General features: G+C 40.1%; 24 protein-coding genes and 2 pseudogenes. 4 read left to right on the top strand and 22 right to left on the bottom strand.

From position 1 onward, the window contains the following. Nucleotides 1–4: 4 nt before the first annotated feature. Both LQE94_RS00475 and LQE94_RS00470 read left to right on the top strand, forming a co-directional pair. Nucleotides 5–2,248: an alpha-galactosidase gene (locus tag LQE94_RS00475; RefSeq protein ID WP_240576720.1), complete on the top strand. Its 2,244-nt coding sequence runs from the start codon at nucleotides 5–7 to the stop codon at nucleotides 2,246–2,248. 3 nt (nucleotides 2,249–2,251) lie between these two features. Beyond that, complete coding sequence (locus LQE94_RS00470; RefSeq protein ID WP_240576719.1) at nucleotides 2,252–2,881, top strand: YczE/YyaS/YitT family protein; 630 nt, start codon at nucleotides 2,252–2,254, stop codon at nucleotides 2,879–2,881. A gap of 139 nt (nucleotides 2,882–3,020) precedes the next feature. Here LQE94_RS00470 and LQE94_RS00465 read toward each other — a convergent pair whose 3' ends face one another. The 11 genes and pseudogenes from LQE94_RS00465 to LQE94_RS00415 form a co-directional block, all read right to left on the bottom strand. After that, on the bottom strand, nucleotides 3,021–4,424 hold the full coding sequence (locus tag LQE94_RS00465) for an alanine/glycine:cation symporter family protein (RefSeq protein ID WP_240576718.1): 1,404 nt from the start codon (nucleotides 4,422–4,424) through the stop codon (nucleotides 3,021–3,023). Nucleotides 4,425–4,734: 310 nt separating this feature from the next. Beyond that, nucleotides 4,735–5,148, bottom strand: a complete 414-nt coding sequence (locus tag LQE94_RS00460) for a hypothetical protein (RefSeq protein WP_240576717.1) — start codon at nucleotides 5,146–5,148, stop codon at nucleotides 4,735–4,737. Between the two features lie 15 nt (nucleotides 5,149–5,163). Then, nucleotides 5,164–6,690: a Y-family DNA polymerase gene (locus LQE94_RS00455; protein ID WP_240576862.1), complete on the bottom strand. Its 1,527-nt coding sequence runs from the start codon at nucleotides 6,688–6,690 to the stop codon at nucleotides 5,164–5,166. 79 nt (nucleotides 6,691–6,769) lie between these two features. After that, complete coding sequence (locus tag LQE94_RS00450; RefSeq protein WP_240576716.1) at nucleotides 6,770–7,138, bottom strand: VOC family protein; 369 nt, start codon at nucleotides 7,136–7,138, stop codon at nucleotides 6,770–6,772. 26 nt (nucleotides 7,139–7,164) lie between these two features. Beyond that, nucleotides 7,165–7,575 carry a peptide deformylase gene (locus tag LQE94_RS00445; protein WP_240576715.1) on the bottom strand — a complete coding sequence of 137 codons (411 nt, stop codon included), beginning with the start codon at nucleotides 7,573–7,575 and terminating at the stop codon, nucleotides 7,165–7,167. 20 nt (nucleotides 7,576–7,595) lie between these two features. Continuing rightward, nucleotides 7,596–7,811, bottom strand: a complete 216-nt coding sequence (locus LQE94_RS00440) for a hypothetical protein (RefSeq protein WP_240576714.1) — start codon at nucleotides 7,809–7,811, stop codon at nucleotides 7,596–7,598. Next, nucleotides 7,783–8,016: a hypothetical protein gene (locus LQE94_RS00435; RefSeq protein WP_240576871.1), complete on the bottom strand. Its 234-nt coding sequence runs from the start codon at nucleotides 8,014–8,016 to the stop codon at nucleotides 7,783–7,785. Before LQE94_RS00435 ends, LQE94_RS00440 begins: the two co-directional genes overlap by 29 nt. After that, nucleotides 8,000–8,932: an AEC family transporter gene (locus LQE94_RS00430; RefSeq protein ID WP_118725002.1), complete on the bottom strand. Its 933-nt coding sequence runs from the start codon at nucleotides 8,930–8,932 to the stop codon at nucleotides 8,000–8,002. The genes LQE94_RS00435 and LQE94_RS00430 overlap by 17 nt, the downstream gene beginning before the upstream one ends. A gap of 61 nt (nucleotides 8,933–8,993) precedes the next feature. Beyond that, a pseudogene (locus LQE94_RS00425) lies at nucleotides 8,994–9,110 on the bottom strand (winged helix-turn-helix transcriptional regulator); the annotation flags it as partial. Nucleotides 9,111–9,272: 162 nt separating this feature from the next. Further along, complete coding sequence (locus tag LQE94_RS00420; RefSeq protein WP_240576713.1) at nucleotides 9,273–10,781, bottom strand: hypothetical protein; 1,509 nt, start codon at nucleotides 10,779–10,781, stop codon at nucleotides 9,273–9,275. 251 nt (nucleotides 10,782–11,032) lie between these two features. Continuing rightward, nucleotides 11,033–11,395: pseudogene (locus LQE94_RS00415) on the bottom strand (response regulator); the annotation flags it as partial. Nucleotides 11,396–11,605: 210 nt separating this feature from the next. Between LQE94_RS00415 and LQE94_RS00410 the strand changes: the two are divergent. Together LQE94_RS00410 and LQE94_RS00405 are read left to right on the top strand one after the other, a co-directional pair. Next, nucleotides 11,606–12,886, top strand: a complete 1,281-nt coding sequence (locus LQE94_RS00410) for a 2-hydroxyacyl-CoA dehydratase family protein (RefSeq protein WP_240576712.1) — start codon at nucleotides 11,606–11,608, stop codon at nucleotides 12,884–12,886. Beyond that, on the top strand, nucleotides 12,883–14,592 hold the full coding sequence (locus LQE94_RS00405; RefSeq protein WP_240576711.1) for an acyl-CoA dehydratase activase: 1,710 nt from the start codon (nucleotides 12,883–12,885) through the stop codon (nucleotides 14,590–14,592). The genes LQE94_RS00410 and LQE94_RS00405 overlap by 4 nt, the downstream gene beginning before the upstream one ends. Nucleotides 14,593–14,806: 214 nt before the next feature. Here LQE94_RS00405 and LQE94_RS00400 read toward each other — a convergent pair whose 3' ends face one another. The 11 genes from LQE94_RS00400 to LQE94_RS00350 form a co-directional block, all read right to left on the bottom strand. Next, a complete protein-coding gene (locus LQE94_RS00400) occupies nucleotides 14,807–15,829 on the bottom strand; it encodes a phage integrase SAM-like domain-containing protein (RefSeq protein ID WP_240576710.1) in 1,023 nt (340 codons plus the stop codon). A gap of 1 nt (nucleotide 15,830) precedes the next feature. Continuing rightward, on the bottom strand, nucleotides 15,831–16,400 hold the full coding sequence (locus tag LQE94_RS00395; RefSeq protein WP_240576709.1) for a helix-turn-helix domain-containing protein: 570 nt from the start codon (nucleotides 16,398–16,400) through the stop codon (nucleotides 15,831–15,833). Between the two features lie 120 nt (nucleotides 16,401–16,520). After that, nucleotides 16,521–16,697: a helix-turn-helix domain-containing protein gene (locus LQE94_RS00390; protein ID WP_240576708.1), complete on the bottom strand. Its 177-nt coding sequence runs from the start codon at nucleotides 16,695–16,697 to the stop codon at nucleotides 16,521–16,523. 656 nt (nucleotides 16,698–17,353) lie between these two features. Continuing rightward, nucleotides 17,354–18,607: an ATP-binding protein gene (locus LQE94_RS00385; RefSeq protein WP_240576707.1), complete on the bottom strand. Its 1,254-nt coding sequence runs from the start codon at nucleotides 18,605–18,607 to the stop codon at nucleotides 17,354–17,356. Between the two features lie 352 nt (nucleotides 18,608–18,959). Continuing rightward, nucleotides 18,960–19,970, bottom strand: a complete 1,011-nt coding sequence (locus tag LQE94_RS00380) for a helix-turn-helix domain-containing protein (protein WP_240576706.1) — start codon at nucleotides 19,968–19,970, stop codon at nucleotides 18,960–18,962. 149 nt (nucleotides 19,971–20,119) lie between these two features. Next, on the bottom strand, nucleotides 20,120–20,308 hold the full coding sequence (locus tag LQE94_RS00375; RefSeq protein ID WP_005342828.1) for a hypothetical protein: 189 nt from the start codon (nucleotides 20,306–20,308) through the stop codon (nucleotides 20,120–20,122). 27 nt (nucleotides 20,309–20,335) lie between these two features. Continuing rightward, nucleotides 20,336–20,671, bottom strand: coding sequence for a DUF3784 domain-containing protein (locus LQE94_RS00370; RefSeq protein ID WP_009319994.1), 336 nt, complete (start codon nucleotides 20,669–20,671; stop codon nucleotides 20,336–20,338). A 417-nt stretch (nucleotides 20,672–21,088) separates the two neighbouring features. Beyond that, the gene (locus LQE94_RS00365) at nucleotides 21,089–23,077 is read right to left on the bottom strand and encodes an ABC transporter permease (RefSeq protein WP_240576705.1); all 1,989 of its coding nucleotides are present in this window, start codon (nucleotides 23,075–23,077) and stop codon (nucleotides 21,089–21,091) included. Next, nucleotides 23,077–23,757, bottom strand: a complete 681-nt coding sequence (locus LQE94_RS00360) for an ABC transporter ATP-binding protein (protein ID WP_015512815.1) — start codon at nucleotides 23,755–23,757, stop codon at nucleotides 23,077–23,079. The genes LQE94_RS00365 and LQE94_RS00360 overlap by 1 nt, the downstream gene beginning before the upstream one ends. Nucleotides 23,758–23,933: 176 nt before the next feature. Further along, nucleotides 23,934–24,758, bottom strand: coding sequence for a sensor histidine kinase (locus tag LQE94_RS00355; RefSeq protein WP_240576704.1), 825 nt, complete (start codon nucleotides 24,756–24,758; stop codon nucleotides 23,934–23,936). Further along, a complete protein-coding gene (locus LQE94_RS00350) occupies nucleotides 24,748–25,410 on the bottom strand; it encodes a response regulator transcription factor (protein ID WP_208728473.1) in 663 nt (220 codons plus the stop codon). The genes LQE94_RS00355 and LQE94_RS00350 overlap by 11 nt, the downstream gene beginning before the upstream one ends. Nucleotides 25,411–25,499 lie beyond the last annotated feature (89 nt).

The following is a 25,499-nucleotide window of genomic DNA, read 5'->3' as shown; positions in this document are numbered from 1 at the left end:
GTATATGAGACAGATTATTTTTCACGAGGAAACAAAAACTTTCCATTTATACAATGAAAAAATCAGTTATATCTTATGTGTATTAGAAAATGGACATCTGGGACAATTATATTTTGGAAAACGACTTCATGATAAAGCAGATTTTTCTTATCTGGTTGAGAAATGTGAACGCCCAATGACATCATATATATATGAATGGGATCGTACTTTTTCATTGGAACATATCCGACAGGAATATCCTGTTTACGGTACAACAGATTACAGACATCCGGCAATTGAATTGTTGCAGGAAAACGGCAGCAGGATTAGTGAGTTCCAATATGACAGTTATGAGATCATTGATGGAAAACCAAAGCTTCCCGGATTGCCGGCAACTTATACAGAGTCTGAGGGGGAGGCGCAGACATTGCGTATCTTCCTGAAAGACGCTCTGACCGGTGCGAAACTAGCACTTTTATATACCATTTTTGATGAATACGGTGCAATTGCAAGAAGTGCGTATATTGAAAATGCAGGTGAGAAAAATCTGCATGTATTAAATATGATGAGTTTAAGTCTGGATCTTCCAGATAAGGATTATGAATGGATGCAGTTGTCCGGTGCATGGTCCAGAGAGCGCTATATAAAGAATCGAACATTGGAGCAAGGCATAACAGCTATCGACAGCATGCGCGGAAATTCTTCTCACGAACATAATCCGTTCCTTGCTTTAAAACGTCACAATACAGATGAAAATGCAGGAGAAGCAATTGGAATAAGCCTTGTATACAGTGGAAATTTCCGTATGCAGGCAGAAGTAGATACACATGATGTGACACGAATTACAGCTGGGATCAATCCGGAAGGATTCGATTGGAAATTAGAACCGGGAGAAAGCTTTCAGACACCGGAAGCAGTTCTGGTTTACAGTGAAAATGGATTAAATGGCATGAGTCAGACGTTCCAGAAGTTGTACGCTAAGAGACTCGCAAGAGGGTACTGGCGTGATAAGGCAAGACCGATTTTAAATAACAACTGGGAAGCAACTTATTTTGACTTTACAGAAGATCGCCTTGTAGAGATTGCAAGGAAAGCAAAAGAATGTGGAGTAGAACTGTTTGTCTTAGATGACGGATGGTTTGGCGCAAGAAGAAATGACAGAGCTGGTCTTGGCGATTGGGTGGCAAATGAAGAGCTTCTGCCAAATGGCATCAAAGGCCTGTCAGAAAGAATTGAAGCACTAGGATTAAAATTCGGTCTTTGGTTTGAGCCGGAGATGGTAAATAAAGACTCTAATCTTTATCGAGCACATCCGGACTGGATCTTACAGACACCGGGAAGAAATACATCACACGGCAGATACCAGTATGTACTCGATTTTGCAAGAAAAGAAGTAGTAGATCATATTTACGGAATGATGGCAAAGTTATTATCGGAGTCGAAAATCTCATATATTAAATGGGATATGAACCGAAGCATTACAGAATGCTACAGCAGCAAACTTCCTTCAGACAGACAGGGAGAAGTGTTCCATCGTTATATTTTAGGTGTATATGATCTGTATGAACGTTTGACAAATGAGTTTCCAGAAGTATTATTTGAATCCTGCGCCAGCGGTGGCGGAAGATTTGACCCGGGAATGCTGTATTATGCACCACAGGGATGGACAAGTGATGATTCGGATGCAATTGAGCGTCTGAAGATTCAGTATGGAACTTCTATGTGTTATCCGCTCAGCAGTATGGGAAGCCATGTGTCTGTTGTCCCGAATCACCAGGTATTTCGCAATACCCCATTACATACAAGAGCGAATGTAGCATACTTTGGAACTTTTGGATATGAACTGGATCTCAACAAATTGACAGAAGAAGAAATCAAAGAAGTAAAAGAACAGATCACATTTATGAAAGAATACCGAGAAGTGTTACAGTTTGGAACATTTTATCGTCTGAAAAGTCCATTCGAAGGAAATGAGACGGTATGGATGGTGACAAATGAAGACCGCACGCTTGCAATCGTAGGATACTATCGTGTTTTAAATGGAGTGAATCAGCCGTATAGCCGTGTCAGATTACAGGGATTGAACCCAGATATGGTTTATGAAAATGTATGGAACCATACAGAAAATTACGGAGATGAATTAATGAATTATGGATTGATCACATCCGATGTGACAGCTGGTGAAGTGCCTGGAAATGTGACTCCTTGTACCGATTTTGAATCTAGAATATATATGCTGAAAGGCAAAAAAGTTCAGGAGGGAAGATAGAGCATGACGAAGACAAAAAGAATCAGCGGAATGATACTGGGAATATTGTTCATAGGATTATGTGTATCTTTCTTACGACTTTCACAATTTGGTGTGGATCCGTTCAGTGCGATGAATCTTGGAATCAGTGGGTTTATCGGATGGAGTTTTGGAACGTGGCAACTGCTTGTCAATGCGATCATTCTTGTAGTTGTATTCTTTCAGGCAAGAACCTGCATTGGTGCGGGTACCATTATCAATATGGTATTTGTCGGATATATTGCAGATTTTATCTGTTATGTAGCAAATGATGTAGTGCAGATTCAGATGAATCTGCCACTGCGTATCCTTGCACTGCTGCTTGCTCAGCTGATGGCGTCCATGGGAGTGGCATTATATATGGTTGCAGATATGGGAATTGCCCCATATGACAGTGTCGCAATTATAATCGAGAAACTGACACATCAAAAAATTCCATTCCATAAAGCAAGGATTCTTTCGGATGTTGTTGTCGTAATTATCGGAATTATATTTGCCACTGCATCTGGGGCAGGTATCTGGTCGGTAGTAGGGATTGGTACAATTATAAATGCCTGCTTCAATGGTCCATTAATTCAATTTTTTAAAACAAAACTGGAAACATTTTACCTATAAAATCTACGGATTACAATTCTTGCAAGGCTCATATCCAGAACGGATGCGAGCCTTTTTTATTTCTCAGCCAATCGGCTGAATCTCTGATAATCATATTTTTCTATCATTTTGGTATATATTCTTTTAGCTTTTGTTAAACCTATCTCCAGAAATCTGTTTTTTGACTAAGCCCGATGTCTGCGCTTTTAAAAACAGGGTTAAGTCCTTTCTTTAACTGTGCTTCATAATCTTGGACCGCTTTAAATGCAATCCCTGATAAAATCAGGATAACCGGAATGTTAATGAGCGCCATAACCCCCATCAATACATCGGAAAGATCCCACAAAAGAGACATCTCCATTCCTGCTCCCAGAAAGATTGCAAGTGCCGATACCAGTCTGAAGCCTTTCATAAAAGCTTTTCCCGGCTGTTTTTTGTGAATATATATTAAAAGATTGTCACAATAAAAACAGTTTCCGAGCAGAGTTGTAAATGCAAAAAATACCATTGCTACTGTAATAAAAACCGGACCGAAGGAACCAAGTGATTCCTGCAGAGATGCCTGCACCCATGGTGCTCCCTGCAATTCTTTTGCCGGGTCAATCCCAGATGACATACACATCATTGCTGTTGCTGTACAAAGCAGCAAAGTATCAATAAATACGGACAACATCTGTACCAGCCCCTGTTTTACCGGATGGCTGACATTTGCTGAAGCAGATGCATTCGGAGCAGAACCGATACCTGCCTCATTGGAATAGAGTCCCCGGCGGATTCCCTGCATCATGGCTGAACCGGAAAATGCTCCGAAAATTGCTCTAAAATCAAATGCTTCTTCAAAAATGCGCACAAACATTGCCGGCACATTCTGAATATTAATAATTACTACCAAAAGTGAAATTCCGATATACGCAATCCCCATTACTGGCACAATCATTGATGTTACTTTTACGATACGTGAGCCGCCGCCAAGCAGACACCATCCTGTCAGCACAGCCAAAATTCCACCGATGATCCATGGACTCATCTCTGCATTATAAAAAGAAAATACTGAAAATGTAGACTGCAGATTATAAGATGCCAGCATATTAAATCCAAATGCGTAGGTTAAAATCATTGCAACGCAGAAAACAATTGCCAGCGGGCGACAATGAAGTGCCGCTTCAATATAGTACGCCGGCCCTCCATAGCAACTTCCGTCTTCCCCTTTTTTCTTATAAATCTGTGCCAATGTACTCTCGATCAGAGCAGATGCACTTCCGATGATCGCAATCACCCACATCCAGAATACAGAACCAAATCCCCCTATACAAATTGCCGATGAAACCCCGACAATATTTCCCGTTCCCACACGGGATGCTGTTGAAACCATAAGTGCCTGAAAAGAGGAAATCGCCTCTTTATCCTCTGGCTTTTCCATTACGGATCCACAAGCTCTCTTAAATAATCTTACCTGTGGAAATCTTGTACGGATCGTAAAATACACTCCCGCACCAATCAGTAGAATGACCAGCAGCTTGCTGTACATAAAAGAACTTATTGTACCAATAATCGTTTGAAACATACCTTCTTTCCTTTCCTTATTTGCTGTCAATATATTAACGGAAAGAAGGTGGATTTGCAAGCTTTTATACCAAATAAGTGTGACTTCATTCCGTCCCTTTCTTGAGAAGATGGATGTGATTGTTGTAAACGGTGAACCAAAGTCGAATAAAAGCGGCGGATCTGCGACAGAAGACATTTTAAATACTCCAGATTATGCTTCACTAAAAACAACAATTATCTTAACATTCCCCAAACGCACTCCAGTAATGTTAGTGCAAGGATAATGTTAATAACACGGAAATGCCGCAGATAAAACTTCTGATTTATTCTTACAAATTTTGATTTGCCATTTCACTTATCTGCTCGATTGGAATAACCGTTTGATCCGTCATGATTATGGTATGCTCATATTCGTCTATCTTTTTTACAATACCTACGCACGTAACATAGGATCCGCCGGCTTTTTTTGCATCGGGAACAAAATAAGTTATCGATACTTTCTGTTCTGTACCGATATTATTTCTGATTATATTGATTTTTTCGTTCAGCTGAGCAATCACTTCCTCGCTCAGTTCCAATCTCTCATCGGTTAATCTTGCCGTTTCCTTTATCGCAGCATCATGTCCGGTCAAAGCTGCAAAAGGAGCAAATTGCGCTGCCCGATCCTGAAGTGGCATTTGCGGATGATTCTTAGAGACCGGATGCGGTAAATTGATAATATCGTCATAAGAATTATTTTTCATCCTCTTCCAACTCCTTTACGCCTTATGTCCGCCAATTTGTTCATTTCTATCCTTAGCGGTTGCGCCTTCCTGAAGATTCATCCCCTTCAGTACAGCGTTTTTTCCAAATTTCTTTTTGATACTAAGCATTGCTTCCTGCATACGTTTTTCGCGATCCAGCGCTGCTTCATCCTCTTCCTTCTTTTTCCTTTGTGCCTCATAATCCGTAAAAAGATCCAGCTGCTCATACACTTCTTCTTTCTTTACCGAATTTTCATCCACAAGCCTGTTCGCCGTGATATTAATTCTTCTGATAAGCAGGTTTCTGTCAACAATCCTGTCATATAGCTCTATTACCGCATCCATTATCAGTTTTGTTGAGGACGTCTGCCGTTTCAGATTGGTCGTTCCATGTGCATGTTTTGGAATTCTTCTTCCATAACGGTCGATCGTAACCTCTCCATGATACTGTTTTTTCCTATCGGCATTGTTCAGATTCTCAATATCATAACCAACTGTCAACACAATCTGGTCCGTCACAAGCTTCTTATCTACCAAATCCAAAACCATCTGGTCCGTCATCTCTTTGACGACTAATTTTGCTTTTTCAAAATCATAAGGACAATGAAGTACCTGCCCGGAACAAACACTGTTCGTTTCCGGCTTGTAAGCCTTGACCATTTCCATGGTACAGGGCTCATATCCCCAGGCATGGTCGATCAGAAGCTCTGCATTAACACCAAAAAGCCTGTATAACAGGTCTTCATTGTATAATTCATTTTCTTTTCCGATGGAACATCTTGCAATATCTCCCATTGTATAAAGCCCGTATTCTTCCAGTTTCTTTGCATATCCTTTTCCTACTCTCCAGAAATCAGTAAGTGGTCTGTGACCCCAGAGTTTCCTTCGGTATGACATTTCATCCAGTTCTGCAATTCGTACACCATCTTTATCTGCTTTAATATGCTTCGCCACGATATCCATCGCAATCTTACACAGATACATATTTGTTCCGATTCCAGCAGTTGCCGTTATACCTGTTGTTTTCAGCACATCCTGTATCATGGTCATTGCAAGTTCTCTTGCTGTCATATTATACGTATGCAGATAATCCGTTACATCCATAAATACTTCGTCGATTGAATAAGGGAAAATATCTTCCGGCGCAATATATTTCAGATAAATGCTGTAAATTCTGGTGCTGTATTCCAGATAGAGAGCCATCCGGGGCGAGGCAACAATATAATCAATCTCCAGTGCCGGATTGATATCTAATTCTGTGCTGTCATCAGAGGCCCCGATAAAAGTTCTATTCGGCGCTTTCCACCTGCGAACGCCGTTGGCTTCTTTTACTTTTTGAACAACCTCAAATAAACGAGCCCTTCCTGGTATCCCATAACACTTTAAAGCTGGAGATACCGCAAGACAGATTGTTTTTTCTGTTCTGCTTTTATCCGCAACTACAAGATTGGTCGTCAAAGGATCCCTATTTCGCTCTTTACATTCCACAGACGCATAGAATGACTTAAGATCGATTGCAATATAGGTTCTTTCCTTTTCCATCATTCTACACCTCCCGATTCTCCTGTGTTCTGTTTCTAATTCTTATTTATCTTGGCCAAAAATCTGCATATTCTCTCCTTTAATTACACCTGAATGGAGTGCGAACCTCAATGAGATTACCACTCGGATCATACAGTCTTACAAGTTTCTGACCACCCGCAATTTCTGTTAGTTCAGTGGCATATCGGACGAAATACTTACCAGATTCATATTTTGCAAGCAATCCATCTATATCAAATTCCTCAAAATACAGTTCCATCCTGTTATTGAATGGAGTAGAAATCTCATCCAGTGTCTTCCCCCATAAACCGACATCCTGCAAAACAAGACCCTCCGATAAGATCACATTTCCTTCATTCTGAAGAATCACTTGTAATCCAAATAAATCCCTATAAAACTCTATGGATTTTTCTATATCATTTACCACGATTAATACATTTTTCAGCATATCCGTCACCTCGCAATCCGCATTAGTTATATGATTTTCCCTGACAAATGATCAATTTCATGTTGACAGATCTGCGCCGTCCATCCTGACAATTTCTGGCGCTGCTTTTTCCAGTTGAAATCATAATACTCTACTTCTATTTCCTGGTATCTGGTTGTCTTGCGAATACCATCCAGCGACAGACAGCCTTCTTCTGTCTCATATATGTCACGTTTTGAAACAATCACCGGATTGAACATCACAACATCTATGAATCCCATATTTACAATGATGATATTCTTCTTTACACCAATCATGTTTGCAGCCATACCAACGCACCGTTCCCGGTTTGCCTGCAACGTATCCTGCAGATCCTTCCCAACCTGAATATCAGCTTTCGTGGCTGGTTCGGATGGCTGACCTAAAAAGAAAACATCCCTTACAATTTGCTTTACCATTTACTTTCTCCCTGTAGCTTTCATTCTACTTTTTCCAATTTATTATTTACATCGAGACAAACTTTGTCTCCTTCATTAATATTACGCTCATAGAGCTCGGCATCCTCTGCTTTTACTGTCACTTCTTTTTCTGAAGAGTCCACAAGAGTCACTATTGCCATGACAGGTACCTCATCCGGTCGTTCTTCACAACCAAAATTCAGGTCTTCATCGATTCGCTTTACTGTGTACATCATAATTCAATTCCTTCTCATCATATCGTCCTTTTATCAATTTGAGTGTCGAATAGTCTGTTTCATCGTAAATACCATAATAATGGAATGAAACTAATGCCCCTTTATTAATTGCTTCCTTCAATGTAATCTCATATGGAACATTATAATCACAAATTTCATAAATAGAATTCTTCAATCTTTTTATTTTCTCACACAAACATCTCATACATTCCCACCATCACTGGCATGGTCACAATTGACAGCAGTGTCGTAAGTACATACAATGAGCTCGCATATGCTGCATCTTTATCATATAGTTGCGCCATGGATGTCACAGTTGCACAGGCAGGTGTTATGGATGCAATATACACAATCAGGAGAATCTGTTTGGAATCATTTAGTCCCGCAAATGTATTAATCATTTTCATTAAAATCAATATAAATATTGGATAGACAATCAATCTCAATACTGTCGAAACATAGTTCCTTTTTTTAGTAAATACAGTCTTAAGAGGTACATCCGCAATAACCATTCCGGCAAGCAGCATACCGATCGGACCAATCATATTATTCATCATATCCATGACATCCTGTACACCCGAAGGTAACTGGATTCTGCAGATAAACAATATCACCCCTACTATGATTGAAATAATATTTACGTTCAAAAATACTTTTTTCCACTCTAATCTATCTTCTTCACAAATCATATTTTTGCAGTGTGTCCAAATCAGAACCAGCTGTACCGCAATATAAGCACTGGAGTAAATAACGTACTCCTGTCCAAGCAAGTCCTGTACCAGCGGAATCACCAGTATACCGGCATTTGAATAAATAACAGTTGCACGCTCAATCGTATCTAGCTGTAATACTTGTTTTAATATTGCAGTAAGTATCAGAAATAAAACATGTACCAGAACTGCTGCTGCACATGCCAGGAGCAGTCCTTTTTTTACATCTGATGTATAGTCCACCTGAAATGCGTCGATAATCACGCATGGAATAACAAGATAAACCATAACTACAGATATGCTTTTACTCTCTGATGACTTCATAAGTCCAGCTTTTACAACCGCATATCCCATAAGCATGATCGCAAAAAGCTTTGCAATCTCTTCCATTAGTAATAAACTGATTTGCATATTTTGTCCCTTCTTTTCTGATGTATACTGTCAGTATTATAGCACATCGTCTACATTATGCTTAATAAACTTTCATTCCAATATCACTTAAACTATATTCTACTTTTGGCGGAATCTTCGCATATTCAGTTCTGATAATCAAACCATCTTCTTCCAGTGCTTTTAGCTGTCTTGACAGTTGCATTATTATTTTCCTGCTGTACATGCATCTGTGGATCCAGATTCTTTTTCTCATATCAACCTTCTGCAAGCATTTCTTGTGTAAACCCATTTATACTTCGCAGTTGTTTTATTCTTTCTCCCATTGTCATATAATGCACCTACTTCCCCAGAATTTATTTTACCACGTATTCTTCTGTTCATCTGTCACCTGCATCGTATCCGTATTTACCAGATAAAAATCTACCAATTCGGTCTCGTAATTACCGTCTGGATATACTTTTTCTAACACCAGTTCTTCGCAAGAATTACCATCCACATCCGTCTTCGCTCCGTTGTCATACAGACAATATCTTACATTTACCGTATTACCATCTTTTGTTTCCTGCGTCTCACTGACAATACCATAGACTTCTCCTTTTGCATTCGCAGTGTAACTGAAGGCCATATTTTGAAGTGCATTATTCTCCTGAAGATAATTATAGACCGCCAGCATCGCATTCTGAATTGTCAGACCATCATGCTGTCCTTCTGCCTCATAATCTTCTACCACATCTCCGTTCTGAGTATCTTCTGTCACTGGGAAATCCTCTGTATCCGCATCCGATGATTCTTCGTTATCTTCTTCAGCATCCATTATATCCGAAGAATCCGAAGACCACCACAGACCATCCATACTCTGCATAACAAATGGATTATTGGTTCGATATCTCCGCTCGCCGCCATAATCCTCCTGCACGGTTATATACGTATATTTGCTGTCATGACCAGTCACCGTCTCCTCTCCATCCATTCCGAACACTACACTCAGACCACTCATTCCAATAATCAAAAGTGTAAATATCGCAGCGGCTCCAAAAATGATTATTAATGCCACTCTGTTTTTACCAGGCTGTATGGATAATGCCTGGCAATTGTGTCTGTACAAACTTACGATTCCCCAGATTAAAAGAATCGCCAGACTGATTGTAATAACAGCAATCGATATTTCTGCGAAACGATATCTCACTTCATATCCCATATCACGGTTTATACCATACCACAATCCGTAAAAGAAGGTACTATATGCAAGAATCAAAGTAATGACACTGATCCGTACCGGATGCTCTTTCTTATCCGGCACTGCCTTTTTCAGTGCTTCTGCCATCTGCACTGTATCTCTCTGCTCTATCCACTCAGCAAGCTCAGTTTCTGGCGGATATACACATTTAGTATCCGGAATCCCTGCATAACGCATCTGGCTCTCTTGAATCCCTTCTGTATCTCCTGCCACTGCTGCTGTAACCACTTTCAGGTAATAATACACCTTCAACTGTGCCGGATTAAATTTATCTATACAAATATCTTCCAGCTCCTGTGTAGCCCGTTCATAATTGTCAAGAAGTATACTCATCCTTGCCATAACCAAAAGCATCTGATTCGCCACAGCAGGGTAACGTTGATATTGTTTCTCATATAAATACTGTGCATACTCATGTCGTTCTTCCGGTGTTAACCGGTAGGACTTCTTTCTACTCTGTGCCAGCATCGCGATTCGCATACCATAAGCCAATTCTAAAATCGCAATCAGCTGGCAGATAAATGCACCAAATTCCCAGATATCTGTTATACGATCCACATAGGTTACCAACACAATGCCTAGCATTGCCGGAATCACGATCAACCATTTTGCCCAATCTGATTTTCTCACACTAACACCCTCCTGAATAGTTTTTCTGAATATAGTATATTACCGCACACACCAATCAACCATATACGCATTTTCAATTAATATCATACTGAGCCGCTTGTCATCCCTCAAAACTTGAAGTTATCTTACTTTGCTTCTTACCAAAATATTCCTTCAAATGTTGCAGATTTTCAAACCGTTCACCACTCTCTTCTTAAAACCTACTCCAGAAGATTTTGTTTCTTGTCCTTCTTATTTCTCTTTAGTGATTATTAATCAATAAATTGGGCTTCCTCCCTCCCAAGTTTTATATTTCTTATGGTTTTCTTCAGCAACTTCATATCAACTGGTTTTGAAATATGAGCATTCATTCCAGCAGCGAGAGAGTGCTGCATATCCTCTGAAAATGCATTGGCAGTCATGGCAATAATCGGGATCGTCTTTGCCTGTTCATGTGAACTTCTACGGATTGCCTCCGTTGCCTCATAACCATTCATAACAGGCATTTGCACATCCATCAAGATTATATCATACTCACCGGGCACGGACTGTTCAAATGCTTCCAAAATCCTTTTGCCATTTTCACAAATAGTACACTCTGCACCTTCAAGCTTTAATAATTCCATTAGGATTTTGTTCAGTTTTTTGGAATATAGATGATTTTGTCACAGGCGTAAAGTTCTTCTCCCCCGCTGTTTCGCATTTCATATCCGATATATTTACAATTCCCATCCAACTGACTATAATAAAGAATGTCCGTTTGCCTGCAAAGGCGCGGAACCATATCCATCTGCATCAGGGCGATATGACAGAAAAATGAACTTAAAAGAATGGATGAAAGAACAATGGATGTAATTGAAAAATTTGGAAATAGGGTGAGCAGCCAGGCGCTTAAGAATCCGGAAAAAGCGCGTCGGCTGCTTCTTGCGGGATACCGCCTGCAGGAAAAGAAGCTTCAGTTTTTGCCGGATCGGGGGCTGCCGTCGTCGGGACAGTATGTGGCGCGGGTGGTTATGAAAAATATCATTCAGTCGCTGTCGGAACCGGAGAATGCGGCGATGGTCAGCATATTTGTGCCGGGAGAGCTGGTGATGGCGGCAGGGCTGACGCCGTACTCAGTGGAGGCAATGTCCTGTTTTATGGCGGGAACGAAGTGTGAGCAGACGTTTCTTCGGAAAACGGAGGAAGAAGGATTTCCGGAGACGATGTGTTCGTACCACAGGGTGTTTCTGGGGGCGGCGCTGACGGGGATTCTGCCAAAACCGAACTGCATGATTTATACGAACCTTGCGTGTGATGGAAATATGATGACGTTTCCGTATTTAAAGGATAAATTTGAATGTCCAGGCTTTTATATTGATGTTCCGTATGAGAAAAACCGGGAATCGGTTCTGTATGTGGCGGATCAGCTGCGGAAATTGAAACGGTTTCTGGAGGAGACGACGGACAGACGGATTTCGGAGGAAACAGTGCGGAGTGCGGTAGATAACAGCCGGAAAGCGGCAGCGAATTATAAAAAACAGCTTGCCCTGCGGTGTGCGCATGACCCGGTGACCTCTCTGACGAATGAATTGTATGCGCTTTTTATGTGCCATCTGATGGCTGGCTCAGAGACGGCAGTTACCTATACGGAAAAACTTCTGCGCGATGTGCGGATGTCACCGAGTGGAGATGGTCTTTCGGTAATCTGGATGCACATCATGCCATTTTTACAGAAGCCGGTTAAGGATATTTTTAATTATAGTAAGAAAATGCACATCCGCGCTTGTGATTTCATCGCAGATGGTTTTCAGGAGATGCATGCGGAAGACCCGTATGAGGCGATGGCAGAGAAAATGGTCTACTGCATTTACAATGGCAGTGTGAAACAGAGAATTGAGGAAGCGGAACGGCTTGCCAGAATCACGGAATCGGATGGTGCTGTTTTATTTGCCCACTGGGGCTGTAAGGGAACGATCGGTGCATCCAGCCTGATTAAGCAGTCCTTAGAAAAAACAGGACTTCCGACGATGATTCTCGACGGTGACGGCTGCAACCCCGCCAATACCAGCGACGGTCAGGTATCGACGCGGCTTCAGGCGTTTGTGGAAATGCTGGAAAAGGGCAAGGAGGAGAAACACGCATGATTTATTACGTCTGTAAGTACACCCCGATCGAGCTGTTCCGGGGGTTTGGAGAAGAATGTTCTGTTTTGGAGGAAATGCCGGAAAATTTCGAACAGTCGGATCAAATTGCACATGCAAATCTGTGCGGCTTTGGAAAATCGGTCATTCAGGCAGTGCTGGAAGGAAAGGTTGAACAGCTGGTGCTGGTAAACTGCTGCGATTCGATGCGGCGCGTTTACGATATCGTGGAGAGCACGGGAAAATGTAAGTTTTTATATATGCTGGATCTGCCGCATGATGATAATGAATGTGAAAAAGTGAAATTTGCGGGCACGATCCGGAGGCTTAAAAAGGCATATGAGGCATATTCCGGGAAAGTGTTTGATAAACGCGCTTTTATCAAGTCCTTTATTACGCCGGAAATGAACACGGAGCCGTACATTGGTGTGCTGGGCGTGCGGGTCAGCGGCATTCTGGAGGATATGATCCGGGACAATATCCAGATGGATGTGGAAAATCTGACCTGTACGGGTGGTCGGAAACTGTCGGTCGTACAGGATGAAATGTGGAATATGGAGGAAGAGGAGCTGTTTCTTTCTTACGCGGACGTCCTGCTGGGACAGATGCCGTGTTTCCGCATGAACCGTTCGATCCGCAGAAACCGTCTGTATCTGGATCCGAATTTAAAGGGAATTATTTATCACACGATCAAGTTCTGTGATTATTATGGATTTGAGTATGCGAGTATCAAGCGGGATATCAAGGTTCCGCTCCTTAAGATTGAGACTGATTTTACGAGCCAGAGCGCGGGGCAGCTTTTGACGCGCATTCAGGCATTTGAGGAGACGATCGAGGGATCAGAGGATATGGATCCGGGAAAAGGTATCAGTGAGGAGGCAAGAAAGAAGATGGAGTCAGGCATTTTTTATGTAGCGGGAATCGACAGCGGTTCGACAAGTACTGATGTGGTCATACTGGATCAGGATGGAAAAATTAAATCGACGATGATTATTCCGACCGGCGGCGGTGCGATGATGAGCGCCGAGAAGAGTCTGGATCTGGCGATTGAGAAAGCGGAAATTAAGAAAGAGGAGATCGTGCGGATCAATACGACCGGATATGGACGATCCTACATTGACAGCGGGGATGACAGCATCACGGAGATTACCTGCCATGCCAAGGGCGCAAATTATCTGAATCCGAATGTCCGCACTATCATCGACATTGGCGGGCAGGATATCAAGGCGATCAGCATCGACGGGCAGGGAGCCGTGAAAAATTTCCTGATGAATGACAAATGTGCCGCCGGAACGGGACGTTTTCTGGAAATGATGGCGAAAACGCTGGGACTTTCCCTGGAGGAAATGAGTGTGAAAGGGCTGGAATGGAAGCATAATATCGTGATTTCCAGCATGTGTACGGTGTTTGCAGAGTCGGAGGTCGTGTCGCTGGTGGCACAGAATAAGGATGTGGCAGATATTATCCACGGTTTAAATGTGTCAGTTGCCTCAAAAGTCGGCGCGTTGGCAGCCCGCCTTGGAAAGGATCATCCAGGTGAATATATGATGACCGGCGGTGTGGCGAAGAACCGGGGTATCATCCAGGCATTGGAAGAGAAGCTTGGTGCTAAACTTTATATCTGTGATGAGGCGCAGCTCTGCGGTGCACTGGGAGCGGCGCTATTTGCTTATGAGAAATGTAAAGGCAGTGCGGAGGAAACGCGATGAAGCGGCAGGGTTAAAACACTTGTATCGATATTTTCGTCAGATATTCACTGGGAGAGGCTGTGGCCAATTTGTCGACCACAGCCTCTTTATAAGAGTATTTGCCGGTTTTAAACTTGTGTTCATCGGTCCAATCAAAGAGTTTTTCGTAGGTGGCTTTCGAGTCATAGTAATTTCCCAACAACCGGTGGAGATTATAGTCCTCGATCAGTTTTTTTTAAGGACCACGGATTGCTCCATCTCCGAGAGGAAGCCCAAAGGTACTTGCCATAACCAGGTTATAGTCCATATATTCATCACCAAGAATTTCTTTCATTTCATCTTGCTCAGCTTTCCAGTCTACCAGCATATTAGCAACACTCTTCGGTAAGAATATTTTACGCACACTGCTTTCTGTCTTCGGTGTTTTCAGAATACGGACCGTAGAATTCTTCTTATGATTTGTCGGAAATACCAACAACACATCTTTTCCATCCAATGCATTTAAAGATTCTTTTCTTATACGCTGTGATTCTTTGTTGATGAAGACATATGCACGGTTTTCTTCAATTGCCTCAGGAGAAATATCTACACAATCCCAGGTAAGACCAAGCAGCTCACCAATTTGCAGGGAACATGAGAAAGATAAATTAATTGCGAGCTTTAATCGTTCATCTTCACAGACACTGAGTGCATACATCAATGTATCCGCTGTCCAGATGTCTCTTTTTTGTGATTTATGCTTTGGTACAGTCGCATGAGTACAGGGATTCTTCTCCATCAGTTCCCATTTCACTGCCTGTTCAAAACAGTTTCTAAGCAGCTTATTAACATCCCTGACCGTACTGGACGATACAAATTCATTTCGACTGGTTTTATTTAATGGATTGATAACTGCACGTCTCTTCAAAAGACTCTGATAATATCTTTCGATGAAACGGGTATTGATCTCTGAGAGTTTCGTATCACCAATGATCGGAAGAATATAGTTATTGATAAGAGAGACATTTCCTTCATATGTAGAAAGCGCCCAGTTTTCTTTGCCATAAAGTGCAACATATTCTGTAATAAGCTCGTCCAGTGTTTTGCATTTACGGACGACAAATGATCCCATCTCTTTTTTATATTCAATTTCTTTTTTTCTTCTCTTTGCTTCGGCTTTTGTTTCATAGGTTTCCCATTTCTGTTTTCTCTCACCTTTTTCATTTGTATAAGAATAGATTACATTGAATTTTCCGTTTCGTTCTCTTATTGATGCCATATTATCGCATGCTCCTTTCCAAATCTCTTTGTTCCATCCAGTCCTCAAATTCATCCCGACAGATCCTTACTCGACTGCCAACTTTTATTACTGTGAACTTTCCTTTATCCGCCCACTTGTTGATCATGCTTCTGCTGACCTTTGCCAGATAGGAAGCTTCATCAAAAGTAAGATATTTTATATTTCCATTGCTTCCTCGTATTCCGGTTTGTGATAATTTCTTCCGCCGGAAATTAGCCAGGGCAATATTCTGTTCCTGTGCAAGTTCTTCATAATCATTCGATGGATCCAGCTTATAACGGTCCTGACCTTCCAGGAATTTTTGAAAACTCTCTTTTGTGATCCTTTTCTTTCCTGCAATCTCTTTTAATTCAAAAACATTTTTATGCACCAGCCAATATCGATCGGTCTTTTTTAATCCCAGCAGCTTTCCCATTTCCGGCACTGTCATCCCGGTTTTCTTTTGTGTTGGACGCCGTTTGTAAGGACTTTCTTCTGATATCTTCGAAATGATTTCTTCAACATCGTCCATTTCCGGAACTTCTTTTTGTTTCATAATTGCTGTTGCCATTTATTCTTCACTTCCTGTCTTTTTTAGAGTTAGTGTTTTTTCTTATATCATATCTCAAATCCAGATAAAAATTTAGGATGTCGATTGCAGACAAAATCTGCCTGATCAACACCCTGTTTTTTACTGTTCTAAGTTATCGAGCCAGTCATCAAAATTCTTCTTAGAGATGCGATACTTTCCGCCATCCAACTGGATCCACCGGAATTCCTTTTTCTTCAAAAGGTTATAAATAGTAGGTCTGCTGACTCCTAAGATTTCCTGTAACTCTTGAACTGTATAACATCTTTTTTCTGACATTTCTTTATCCTCTTTTCTTTGAAATATGAAAGAAAAATTATCCCTTCATATAACGAAACGCTCAGAGCATGTTTTACAGTGGTCAAAAGCAAATTTTTTTACTTTTTTTCTTACGAGTTTTCTTGCGTGTTTTTTAAATACCACTCGTAAGAAACTCGTAACATTAGATTTTTCAGTAAAGAAAAAGAGCATATGGAATTGAATCCATACACTCTATGATTACTGGAATTTTATTTCATTTTTAATTCAACAAACTTTTGTTTATCTCGTTCTTAACTTCATCTTTATTCTCGTATGTTCTCACTATCGGAGTCATACTCTGTCTGTTCTACATAATCTGCGGAACAGTCTCGTTTGTACGGATAAAAAATTCAAGTCGAGCATCCGCGAGACTTGGCGCGTGATTCTGGGCAGCGTAAGCTGACACATTCTTTACAGAATCACTGCGCATCCTCGCGGAGCATTTATCTCAGTCGGAGATTGGACTCCCACTGAGACAAATTTGCTGTTACTCACCACCTGAAAGAGGTGGGAGTCTTCTCGACTGAGATAAACTGAGCCACGGCTGTTCCAACATGAAATCAGCCGTGGCCTTATTTATATCATTTCACTCTTTTTTGAAATAGAACAACACCACAGCAACAACTCAAATCGACTTAAAATTCCAGACTATTCGCATTCAGCAAGAAATACTTCATTCCCATGATGACAAAACCTTCATCATTTCTCCAAGGCTTTTTGCTGCCATTTACAATGACGATCTTCTTGAAAGAGTCCGGGATATTACGCAGAGAATTGAACTCCTGCGTCTGTTTTTCTTCCGAAGTCATGTCATATGCAACCTGGATATAGTATCTCTGGTTTCCTTGATTCACCACAAAGTCAACCTCCAACTGCTTGCGAACACGTTTGCCCTCTTTATCCTTATCGAAGATATCCACGACACCCACATCAACATTGTAGCCACGGATCAGCAACTCGTTATAAACAATGTTCTCCATGATATGAGTAGGCTCCTGCTGTCTGAAATTCAGACGTGCATTTCTCAGTCCCAGATCAGTAAAGTAGTATTTCAGATTTGCACCGATATACTTTCTGCCCTTAATATCGTATCTGCTTGCCTTGGAAATCAAAAAGGCATCTGTCAAATGGTCGATATGCTTGGAGATGGTTTTATTAGCATAAGTCATCTGGCGCTCACTGGCAAAGGTATTGGCAATCTTTGAAGGGTTGGTCGGTGCGCCGATTGCAGATGCAAGCACATCAACCAGAATCCCAATCTCATCCACGTTCTGAATCTTATTTCTTTCAATAACATCCTTCAGATAGACATTTGCAAAGATGTTCTTCAGATAGTCCGCTTTCTGTCGTTCGCTCTGGAAACTTACGATCTGCGGCAATCCTCCGTAGATTATGTAGTCATCCCAGGCATCATCATAATCGCCGTCATAGACAGAATAAAACTCTGCAAAGGAGAGAGGATAGATTCTAATCTCATCACCTCTGCCACGGAATTCGGTCACAATGTCGCTGGACAGGAACTTGGAATTACTTCCGGTGACATACACATCAATATTGCTCATGCGGAGCAGGCTGTTCAGCACTTCCTCAAATCGTGGCATGAACTGCACTTCATCCAAAAAGAGATAATACTTCCCGTCGTCTTTCATGGCATCCTTGATGTACTTGAAGCATACCTTGGGATCTCTTAATTCCTCGTTCTCAATACCATCCAATGCAATTTCAATAATATGATCAACATCAACGCCGTTCTCCAGTAAGTATCTCTTAAAGATGGTAAACAGCAAAAAGGATTTGCCACATCTACGAATGCCGGTAATCACCTTTATCATTCCATTATCTTTTCGCTCGATCAGCTGCTGTAGGTAAGCGTCTCTTTTAATCTCCATCGTTATACTCCCCATTTCCGTGCATCTACACACTTTTTAGTAATGAAATTCTATCACAGAACGACCTGAATTTCAATATGTATTCCCATTTTATGTGCATCTACACACTTTTATGTAATGTTGATAAATATATTTTCAGATTTTTTTGATTGCAGTGTCTATAATCGATTACTCCAATCGTTATTATAGGTAGACAACAAAAAGAAGATGGTTCCGATGTTTCATTAAATATGTTTGTTAGTCTTTTACGCAAAGGATTCTATCTCCTCTGCGCCCTAATGCTTTTCGGATTCAGTTCAACAAACTTGAATTTCTGGATGCGTATAATATGCGAAAAAAACTTAACTTCATCTTAAATATAGTGCTGAGTTTCACTACCATTCTTTAACACCATTTTCACCACACCAAGCAATGCTGCAAACAAAACACCTGCAACCGGCCATACAATCCATGTAATATCCCAGCTCATCGTCCAGAAGCTCCATGCAAGGTAAATCGCTGTAGTCAAGCACCAATATACACCAGAAAACGTGTCAGTCTTTTTCTTAAACAATTTTTCTTCTTTTGTATATTCGCCTTCCTGAAGAAGGGTATCGTAACTGCTTTTTACCATCCCAACACGAACCAACAGATTCACTCCTATTGCAAGTATGAATAGCAGTAATCCAACGGAAAGACCACAGTAATAGTCAGACGCTTCCATGGATCCGACAATAATTGTCGGAATCACTGCCAGTATACAAAGCACTACCCCAACAGCTGTTCCTCTGATAAAAATTGGTTCATAGGAATCTTTTTTTTCTCGTACCATTCCAGATACACCATACTCTGTTCCAAAACATTCTTTTTCAAAATGTTCCATATGTGATTCACGCATTCCATATGTAATAAACAAAAAGACGGCTGCCGCAACCATTCCAAGCAAAAAAACACATCCAAATACTGTTGCCAGAGATTCCGAAACATGAAATACGCCATCTTCTGCCATTGTCACAAGAACAATCAATAATATTGGACTTGAGATACACATACTTGTTGCGTTTGCCATTACTTTGGATCCATTTCTTTTCATGTCAAGAAATTCATTTGCATTCTCCATAGTTACTTTTTTCAACGGTTCTGCATAGCTTTCAGTACTTTCGTGATAGGTGATATTTTCTGCTTTCATTTCATCTTTTAATAGGTAATCTGTACTAACACCAAATAGCTCCGACATCTGTAAAATTCTTTGCAAATCTGGAACAGCTCCTGCACTTTCCCACTTAGATACTGCCTGTCTGGATACGCCCAACTGATTGGCTAGTTCTTCCTGTGACCATCCATTCTTTTTTCTTTCCTCTGTAATCTTATCAGCTAAAATCATTTTTTCCTCCTTTTGCAGATTTTATGAGCTAAATATAACAGTTTTGCTGTTTGCATTCCACCATTTCAGGCTGTAAATCTGTCAACCAGCAGTTGCAAATCACAAAAGGACTCGATGAATTCCGATTTTCCAACAATACAAGCAGGAAATTATTTATCATCTGTATTGTTTTCCTTTTTCTTATGAGTCGAACCCAAGCAAAGAAATGAAGAACCAAGACATAACCATACTATAGCCATAGAACTTTCATTTCCACTCGTAAAGCCAATAGCTGACGCTATGAAAAACAGAACTGATGCAATGTAAAATAAGATTGATTTGTTTATCCCTTTTTTCATAAATAAGAATCTCCTGCAAACAATAATTTATTTTAATAAATATTTTTTAAACGCTTTATGATTATCAAAGTGGACTTCTCTAAAAAACAGAACTAACCAAATAATATAGGTTGGTATAGCCATATATGGGGTTAAAAAGCAGGATAATGTCGCTCCTGCTAACATTATAACAGTCCATATGAAGCACTGATTTCTTATATCACGAGAGATCTGAGCTTTATCATACATTGCCTGTTCTTCTTTAGAAAATGAATTAAATCCTGAAACAAATTTAGTTGCTTTTTCCTTAAAAATCGCAAATAACACACCTATAATTACAAATGGTATAACCAAAATTATACATGACCAAAATCCTATATTCATAATACATACCTCCTCTTAAAATACCAATTTCTCAGTTTCAAAAACTGGAATTGAGATTTCATATATTCAAAGGGATTTAATAACTGTTATATTTTATTATCAAATATCTCTCAAGCCCTTGAAAACACTAAGTTTGTCACAGGTGAGCTTTCCCTTAGACTTTCCCTTATGTTATATCTTCCCATATGGATTTACGAACTCTGATAAGGGAAAATACAAGGGCACAAGATGTCCAGTGGACATCTGCTCTGTGCCGACCGAAGCGGCAGCGGAGACAAAGAAAATCCTATAAAACAGTATAATACAAAATAAAAACGACATGGTGAACTGATTGAAATGCTTCTATATTTTTTTGGATTTAAAGGAGACACAACATGAATACCATTTATACAACATGTACCACAACAGCATTGACATTTATACAATATCCATTCTTATTTCATCAATAATACTTTTATCTCTTAACTTGTGAATTTCAGTTCGTGTGATAAAAAACACAATTCCTATCAAAACAAATATACCACCAAATAATGCCGCCCACGGAATATGATACAATACCGGGAAAGCCTTCCGAATGGATAAATTAATTAAAAATGGAATTGCAATTCCAAGTATAACTCCCGGAACAAGTGCATTTAGAACGCAAAAAATACTTTCACTATATAACATCCTGCAAAGTGATTTATTTGTCATTCCAACACTCTTTAACACAGCAAACTCACGGCTTCTGATTCTGATATTTGTCGTCAGCGTACTAATTACACTTGTAAATCCCATGAGAACGAGCAGGATAACAAAACCATACATCACAATTTCAGCAAGAACTATAGCTATATTGAGCATTTTAACCATAGCATCTGTGCGGGCAATTCTCACGGTATATCCCTGCTCTACATAAGAATCCTCTGCCACAATCGGAAAATATTCATCCATGACACTTCTGGCATATTCTGTATAATCATCTTCATCTGATGGCATACTAAACCAGTCAAAATACCTCGCATCCGCATCAGGTACGACAATTCTGACCGGATATGGTGTCTTTTCCCCAAAACCATATTCCTTTAAATCGGACTGTTCTAAAATACCTCCAATTGTAAGTGTGTTCTTCTCATTGGCTGCGTTTATCAGGGAAATCTGTGTCACATCATCTTTAAAAGGTTTTATCGACACATACTCTCCATTGTCATTATATTGGTAAGTGTTCAGCAAAAGGATACTTCCATATTCTGCGCCTGCCCTGTCACACAGTTTTTTATAGAGTTCATCATCAACGGACACGATTTCTGTCCTTGTTTCCCCATTATCATCAGAAAATTTCGGAACCTGTAGCATATCCTCTGTTAATGTATTTTTATCTAATAGCGCATTGTATGTAAAAGTATCTGCTCCAACACCATATACGTCTATCCCGTACTTTTCCAGCTTTTGTGTGATTTCATTATATTGGTCTGATGTAACAGGTCGGCTGATTTTTCTCTCTTCTTTCCCTGTTTTCGCATTTACCTCGATATCGTAATTGGAAGAATAATCCACCATCATTTCTTTTGATTTTGGTGTCATCCATTCTTGGAATTCCTTTGCCTGACCGGATAATCCTCCGGTTAACAGAAAAAGTAAAATACCAAGTGACAATGCACGTATCGTTGCCTTATAGCCGTATTTGTTTCTTTTCATGTTTTTATAGGCAATTGCAGACTCACATCCAAATATTTTTTGGATAAAGCTGTCTTTTACTTGGATCTCTTTCAAAACTGTACCTGCTCCAATCCCTTTTACACACTGGATAGCAGTAAATTTACCAACCTTTTTAGCTGGTCTGTATGCAGAGAATAATACAATGCAAAACGAAAATACACCTGCAAACAAATATGTCCACACAGATATATGAAAGGGCAGGGAAAAGATAAAAGGTCTCATAATAATTTTTTTTGCAGCATCATTGATATCGGAAATAAAATGTCCTGTAAATTTCACACTAATATAACCAAGTATAGTTCCTGCAATGAGTCCAAGCGGGATGGCTGTCAGACTAAGCCATAAACTCTCATAGATAACACTTGCCCTTATCTGTCTGCCTGTTGCACCAACACATTTTAAAATACCAAACTCCTGAATCCGCCTATTGGCACTAGCAGAAAATATATTGGATATTACAGTAATTGACATTGCTGCAATAAGAAGACCTAAAAGCAGTGCCGGTATTGCAAGCATGAGAGAGTATGCTCCTCCATATTCTCCATAATCCGAACCAAGGAAATCCGTAAGCATCTTATTTGCGCTTGTCACAAAGCACATTACAGTTGTAATAAGTGATGTTGCAAGTGCGATTGCAAAAATTCCTGCAATCGTTCTTTTTTTATTCACTTTCATCTGGCTTAAGGCGAGTTGTGCTGTTATTTTCATTACTTCATCACCTCGTCTTTTATGATTTTTCCATCTCCGATCGTGATGATTCGGTTCGCTTGCAGTGCTATCTTTTCGTCATGTGTGACAAGAAGAATCGTCTGCTTATATTTCTGATTGGTGAACTTCAAAATATCTAGAATCTCTCTGCTTGTTTTACTATCAAGATTTCCCGTCGGCTCATCTGCAAGAATAAATGCCGGCTCGTTTATAAGTGCCCTTCCTATGGATACTCTTTGCTGCTGACCTCCTGACATTTGTCCTGGCAAATGTTTTGCCCTTTTCTCAAGCCCCAGCATATTCACAATCTCAGAAAGCCGTTCCTTATTCTCTTTTCTTCCATCTAATTTCCATGGCAGCGCAATATTTTCCTCCGCAGTAAGAGTGGGTATCAGATTATAAAACTGATAAACAATTCCCAGATTTCTTCTTCGGAAAATTGCAAGTTCATCCTCACTCATTGCTTGTATCTCATTTCCATCAATGATAATAGAACCGCTTGTTGGATAATCAATTCCGCCAATCATATTCATAAGTGTCGATTTCCCGGAACCGGATGCTCCGATGATTGCAACAAATTCTCCTCTTTCTACCGAAAAAGACACATGATCAAGCGCAATCACTTCCGATTCGCCTTCACCATATTTCTTTGTTAATTCCTTCACTTCTAAAACAGCCATTGCATTTCTCCTTGTTTTGCGGAGTAAAATCCGAACCTTTTGTGAGGAGAGAATTTTACTCCTTTTTTCAAATACCATCCTAGCAATGCAAAATGACTGTTCCGTGACAAAATAAATTATTATTGTGACAATTTTGTCACTTAGAAACAATTCCTGGTCTTCCAGCATAAATGATATCACTTGAAAAATTTTAAAATAAAAGTCGTTCCCTCTCCCCTGCCTCCAAAATCAACATCAATGTCGCCACCCTGTCCTTTCAGAATAGAGAGTGCAAGCGGCATCCCGATTCCAAATCCATTTTCATTGGTAGAATTTTCAAACCGTTTAAAAAGAGCAGCATACTCTGTTTTGTCCATTCCCATACCGCTGTCCTTAACTGAAATCCAGCTATACATGGGATTTTCTCCGCTGTCAATCTCAATCACACTTCCATCCGGTGAATATTCGATCGCATTTTTGATAATGTTCGTAAGTACTTCTGTGGTCCAGCGTTTATCACAATGTATGATGCAATCCTGTTTCAGCTCTATGGTCAGATTGTGGATATCCAATAGGATTTCCACCGATGGTTTTACCGCCTCTAAAAGTTCTGACGTGCGGATGTCATTTTTGATAAAATCAATTGCATGGGCATCAAGCTTTGCCATCTTAAGAAGTGCCCCTACAAGCCACTCCATTTTGTTTAGCGAAACCTGAATGTTATGAATGAACTCTTCCTGTTTTTCCGGCTCTGCATCCTCCAGTAAATCTGCCATAATCATCATGGAAGTAATCGGTGTTTTTAACTGATGGGAAATATCTGCCATATAATCAGAGAGACTGTCTCTTTCTGCCTCAACTGCCTTTATCTGTTCATTTTTCGTGTTCACAAGAGCATAAATATCATTTTTTAATATGTTAAAAGAGCCTTCCTTATTCACTCGAATATCCAGTTCCTCGCCGGAACTATAGCCTTTCACAAACTCCGACAACTGTTCTATCTCTTTTTTCTTAATCCACACGATATCCCATTCCTCTCACAGTCTCAATGTGTATTGCCTCTCCAAGTTTCTCCCGCAGCCGTTTCACATAAACGGTAAGTGTATTATCCTCAACAAAGTTGCCGTCTGCGTCCCATATTTTGTCAAGAATCTGCTGCCTTGTCAAAAGGATTCCTTTATTACTCGCAAAAATAAGCAGCAACCGATATTCCAATGCTGTAAGTTCTATGATTTTATCATTCACATAAACTTTTGCCTCATCTGTATGGATGGCTGCATGACCCATATAGATTATGTTATCCTTCTCTCCATTTTTGATATTGACAGATAAAATGCGCCGAACTCTCGCCAAAAGTTCTCGAATTCTGAAAGGTTTTACAATATAATCCTGTGCTCCTTCATCAAATGCCCTCACAATTGTATTTTCATCATCCACAACTGTCAGGAAAATCACAGATGTAGCATTATTTTTGAATATCTCACTTACATCAAATCCAGTTCCATCCGGAAGCTGCATATCTATAATTGCCAGGTCAAAATTATAATGTTCAATTAAACTTCCGGCATCTTTTATACCTGTGGCATGATTTGTTTCATAACCTTCTGTCTCAAGTGCATACAGAATCCCCGAAGCAATCATTGTGTCATCTTCCACCAAAAGTATTCTACTCATGAATTATAGTCCTTTCGTTATAAGATTATTCTCTTCTTCATATATTCTCCATTAAACAACTTCCGATTTTAATGTCTCTATTATACCAT

The organism is Mediterraneibacter sp. NSJ-151 (genome assembly GCF_022487435.1).
Taxonomy (GTDB): domain Bacteria; phylum Bacillota; class Clostridia; order Lachnospirales; family Lachnospiraceae; genus Schaedlerella; species Schaedlerella hominis.
This window is presented reverse-complemented; position numbering and strand designations above follow the sequence as displayed.

Bases quoted from the DNA above. Each gene is read 5' to 3' on its own strand.
- LQE94_RS00465 (WP_240576718.1), bottom strand. From the start codon at position 4,424: ATGTTTCAAACGATTATTGGTACAATAAGTTCTTTTATGTACAGCAAG.
- LQE94_RS00460 (WP_240576717.1), bottom strand. From the start codon at position 5,148: ATGAAAAATAATTCTTATGACGATATTATCAATTTACCGCATCCGGTC.
- LQE94_RS00430 (WP_118725002.1), bottom strand. From the start codon at position 8,932: ATGCAAATCAGTTTATTACTAATGGAAGAGATTGCAAAGCTTTTTGCG.
- LQE94_RS00410 (WP_240576712.1), top strand. From the start codon at position 11,606: ATGGATGTAATTGAAAAATTTGGAAATAGGGTGAGCAGCCAGGCGCTT.
- LQE94_RS00445 (WP_240576715.1), bottom strand. From the start codon at position 7,575: ATGGTAAAGCAAATTGTAAGGGATGTTTTCTTTTTAGGTCAGCCATCC.
- LQE94_RS00450 (WP_240576716.1), bottom strand. From the start codon at position 7,138: ATGCTGAAAAATGTATTAATCGTGGTAAATGATATAGAAAAATCCATA.
- LQE94_RS00470 (WP_240576719.1), top strand. From the start codon at position 2,252: ATGACGAAGACAAAAAGAATCAGCGGAATGATACTGGGAATATTGTTC.
- LQE94_RS00370 (WP_009319994.1), bottom strand. From the start codon at position 20,671: ATGAATATAGGATTTTGGTCATGTATAATTTTGGTTATACCATTTGTA.
- LQE94_RS00475 (WP_240576720.1), top strand. From the start codon at position 5: ATGAGACAGATTATTTTTCACGAGGAAACAAAAACTTTCCATTTATAC.
- LQE94_RS00350 (WP_208728473.1), bottom strand. From the start codon at position 25,410: ATGAGTAGAATACTTTTGGTGGAAGATGACACAATGATTGCTTCGGGG.
- LQE94_RS00440 (WP_240576714.1), bottom strand. From the start codon at position 7,811: ATGATGTACACAGTAAAGCGAATCGATGAAGACCTGAATTTTGGTTGT.
- LQE94_RS00365 (WP_240576705.1), bottom strand. From the start codon at position 23,077: ATGAAAATAACAGCACAACTCGCCTTAAGCCAGATGAAAGTGAATAAA.
- LQE94_RS00375 (WP_005342828.1), bottom strand. From the start codon at position 20,308: ATGAAAAAAGGGATAAACAAATCAATCTTATTTTACATTGCATCAGTT.
- LQE94_RS00405 (WP_240576711.1), top strand. From the start codon at position 12,883: ATGATTTATTACGTCTGTAAGTACACCCCGATCGAGCTGTTCCGGGGG.
- LQE94_RS00400 (WP_240576710.1), bottom strand. From the start codon at position 15,829: ATGGCATCAATAAGAGAACGAAACGGAAAATTCAATGTAATCTATTCT.
- LQE94_RS00360 (WP_015512815.1), bottom strand. From the start codon at position 23,757: ATGGCTGTTTTAGAAGTGAAGGAATTAACAAAGAAATATGGTGAAGGC.
- LQE94_RS00385 (WP_240576707.1), bottom strand. From the start codon at position 18,607: ATGGAGATTAAAAGAGACGCTTACCTACAGCAGCTGATCGAGCGAAAA.
- LQE94_RS00455 (WP_240576862.1), bottom strand. From the start codon at position 6,690: ATGGAAAAGGAAAGAACCTATATTGCAATCGATCTTAAGTCATTCTAT.
- LQE94_RS00395 (WP_240576709.1), bottom strand. From the start codon at position 16,400: ATGGCAACAGCAATTATGAAACAAAAAGAAGTTCCGGAAATGGACGAT.
- LQE94_RS00435 (WP_240576871.1), bottom strand. From the start codon at position 8,016: ATGAGATGTTTGTGTGAGAAAATAAAAAGATTGAAGAATTCTATTTAT.
- LQE94_RS00380 (WP_240576706.1), bottom strand. From the start codon at position 19,970: ATGATTTTAGCTGATAAGATTACAGAGGAAAGAAAAAAGAATGGATGG.
- LQE94_RS00390 (WP_240576708.1), bottom strand. From the start codon at position 16,697: ATGTCAGAAAAAAGATGTTATACAGTTCAAGAGTTACAGGAAATCTTA.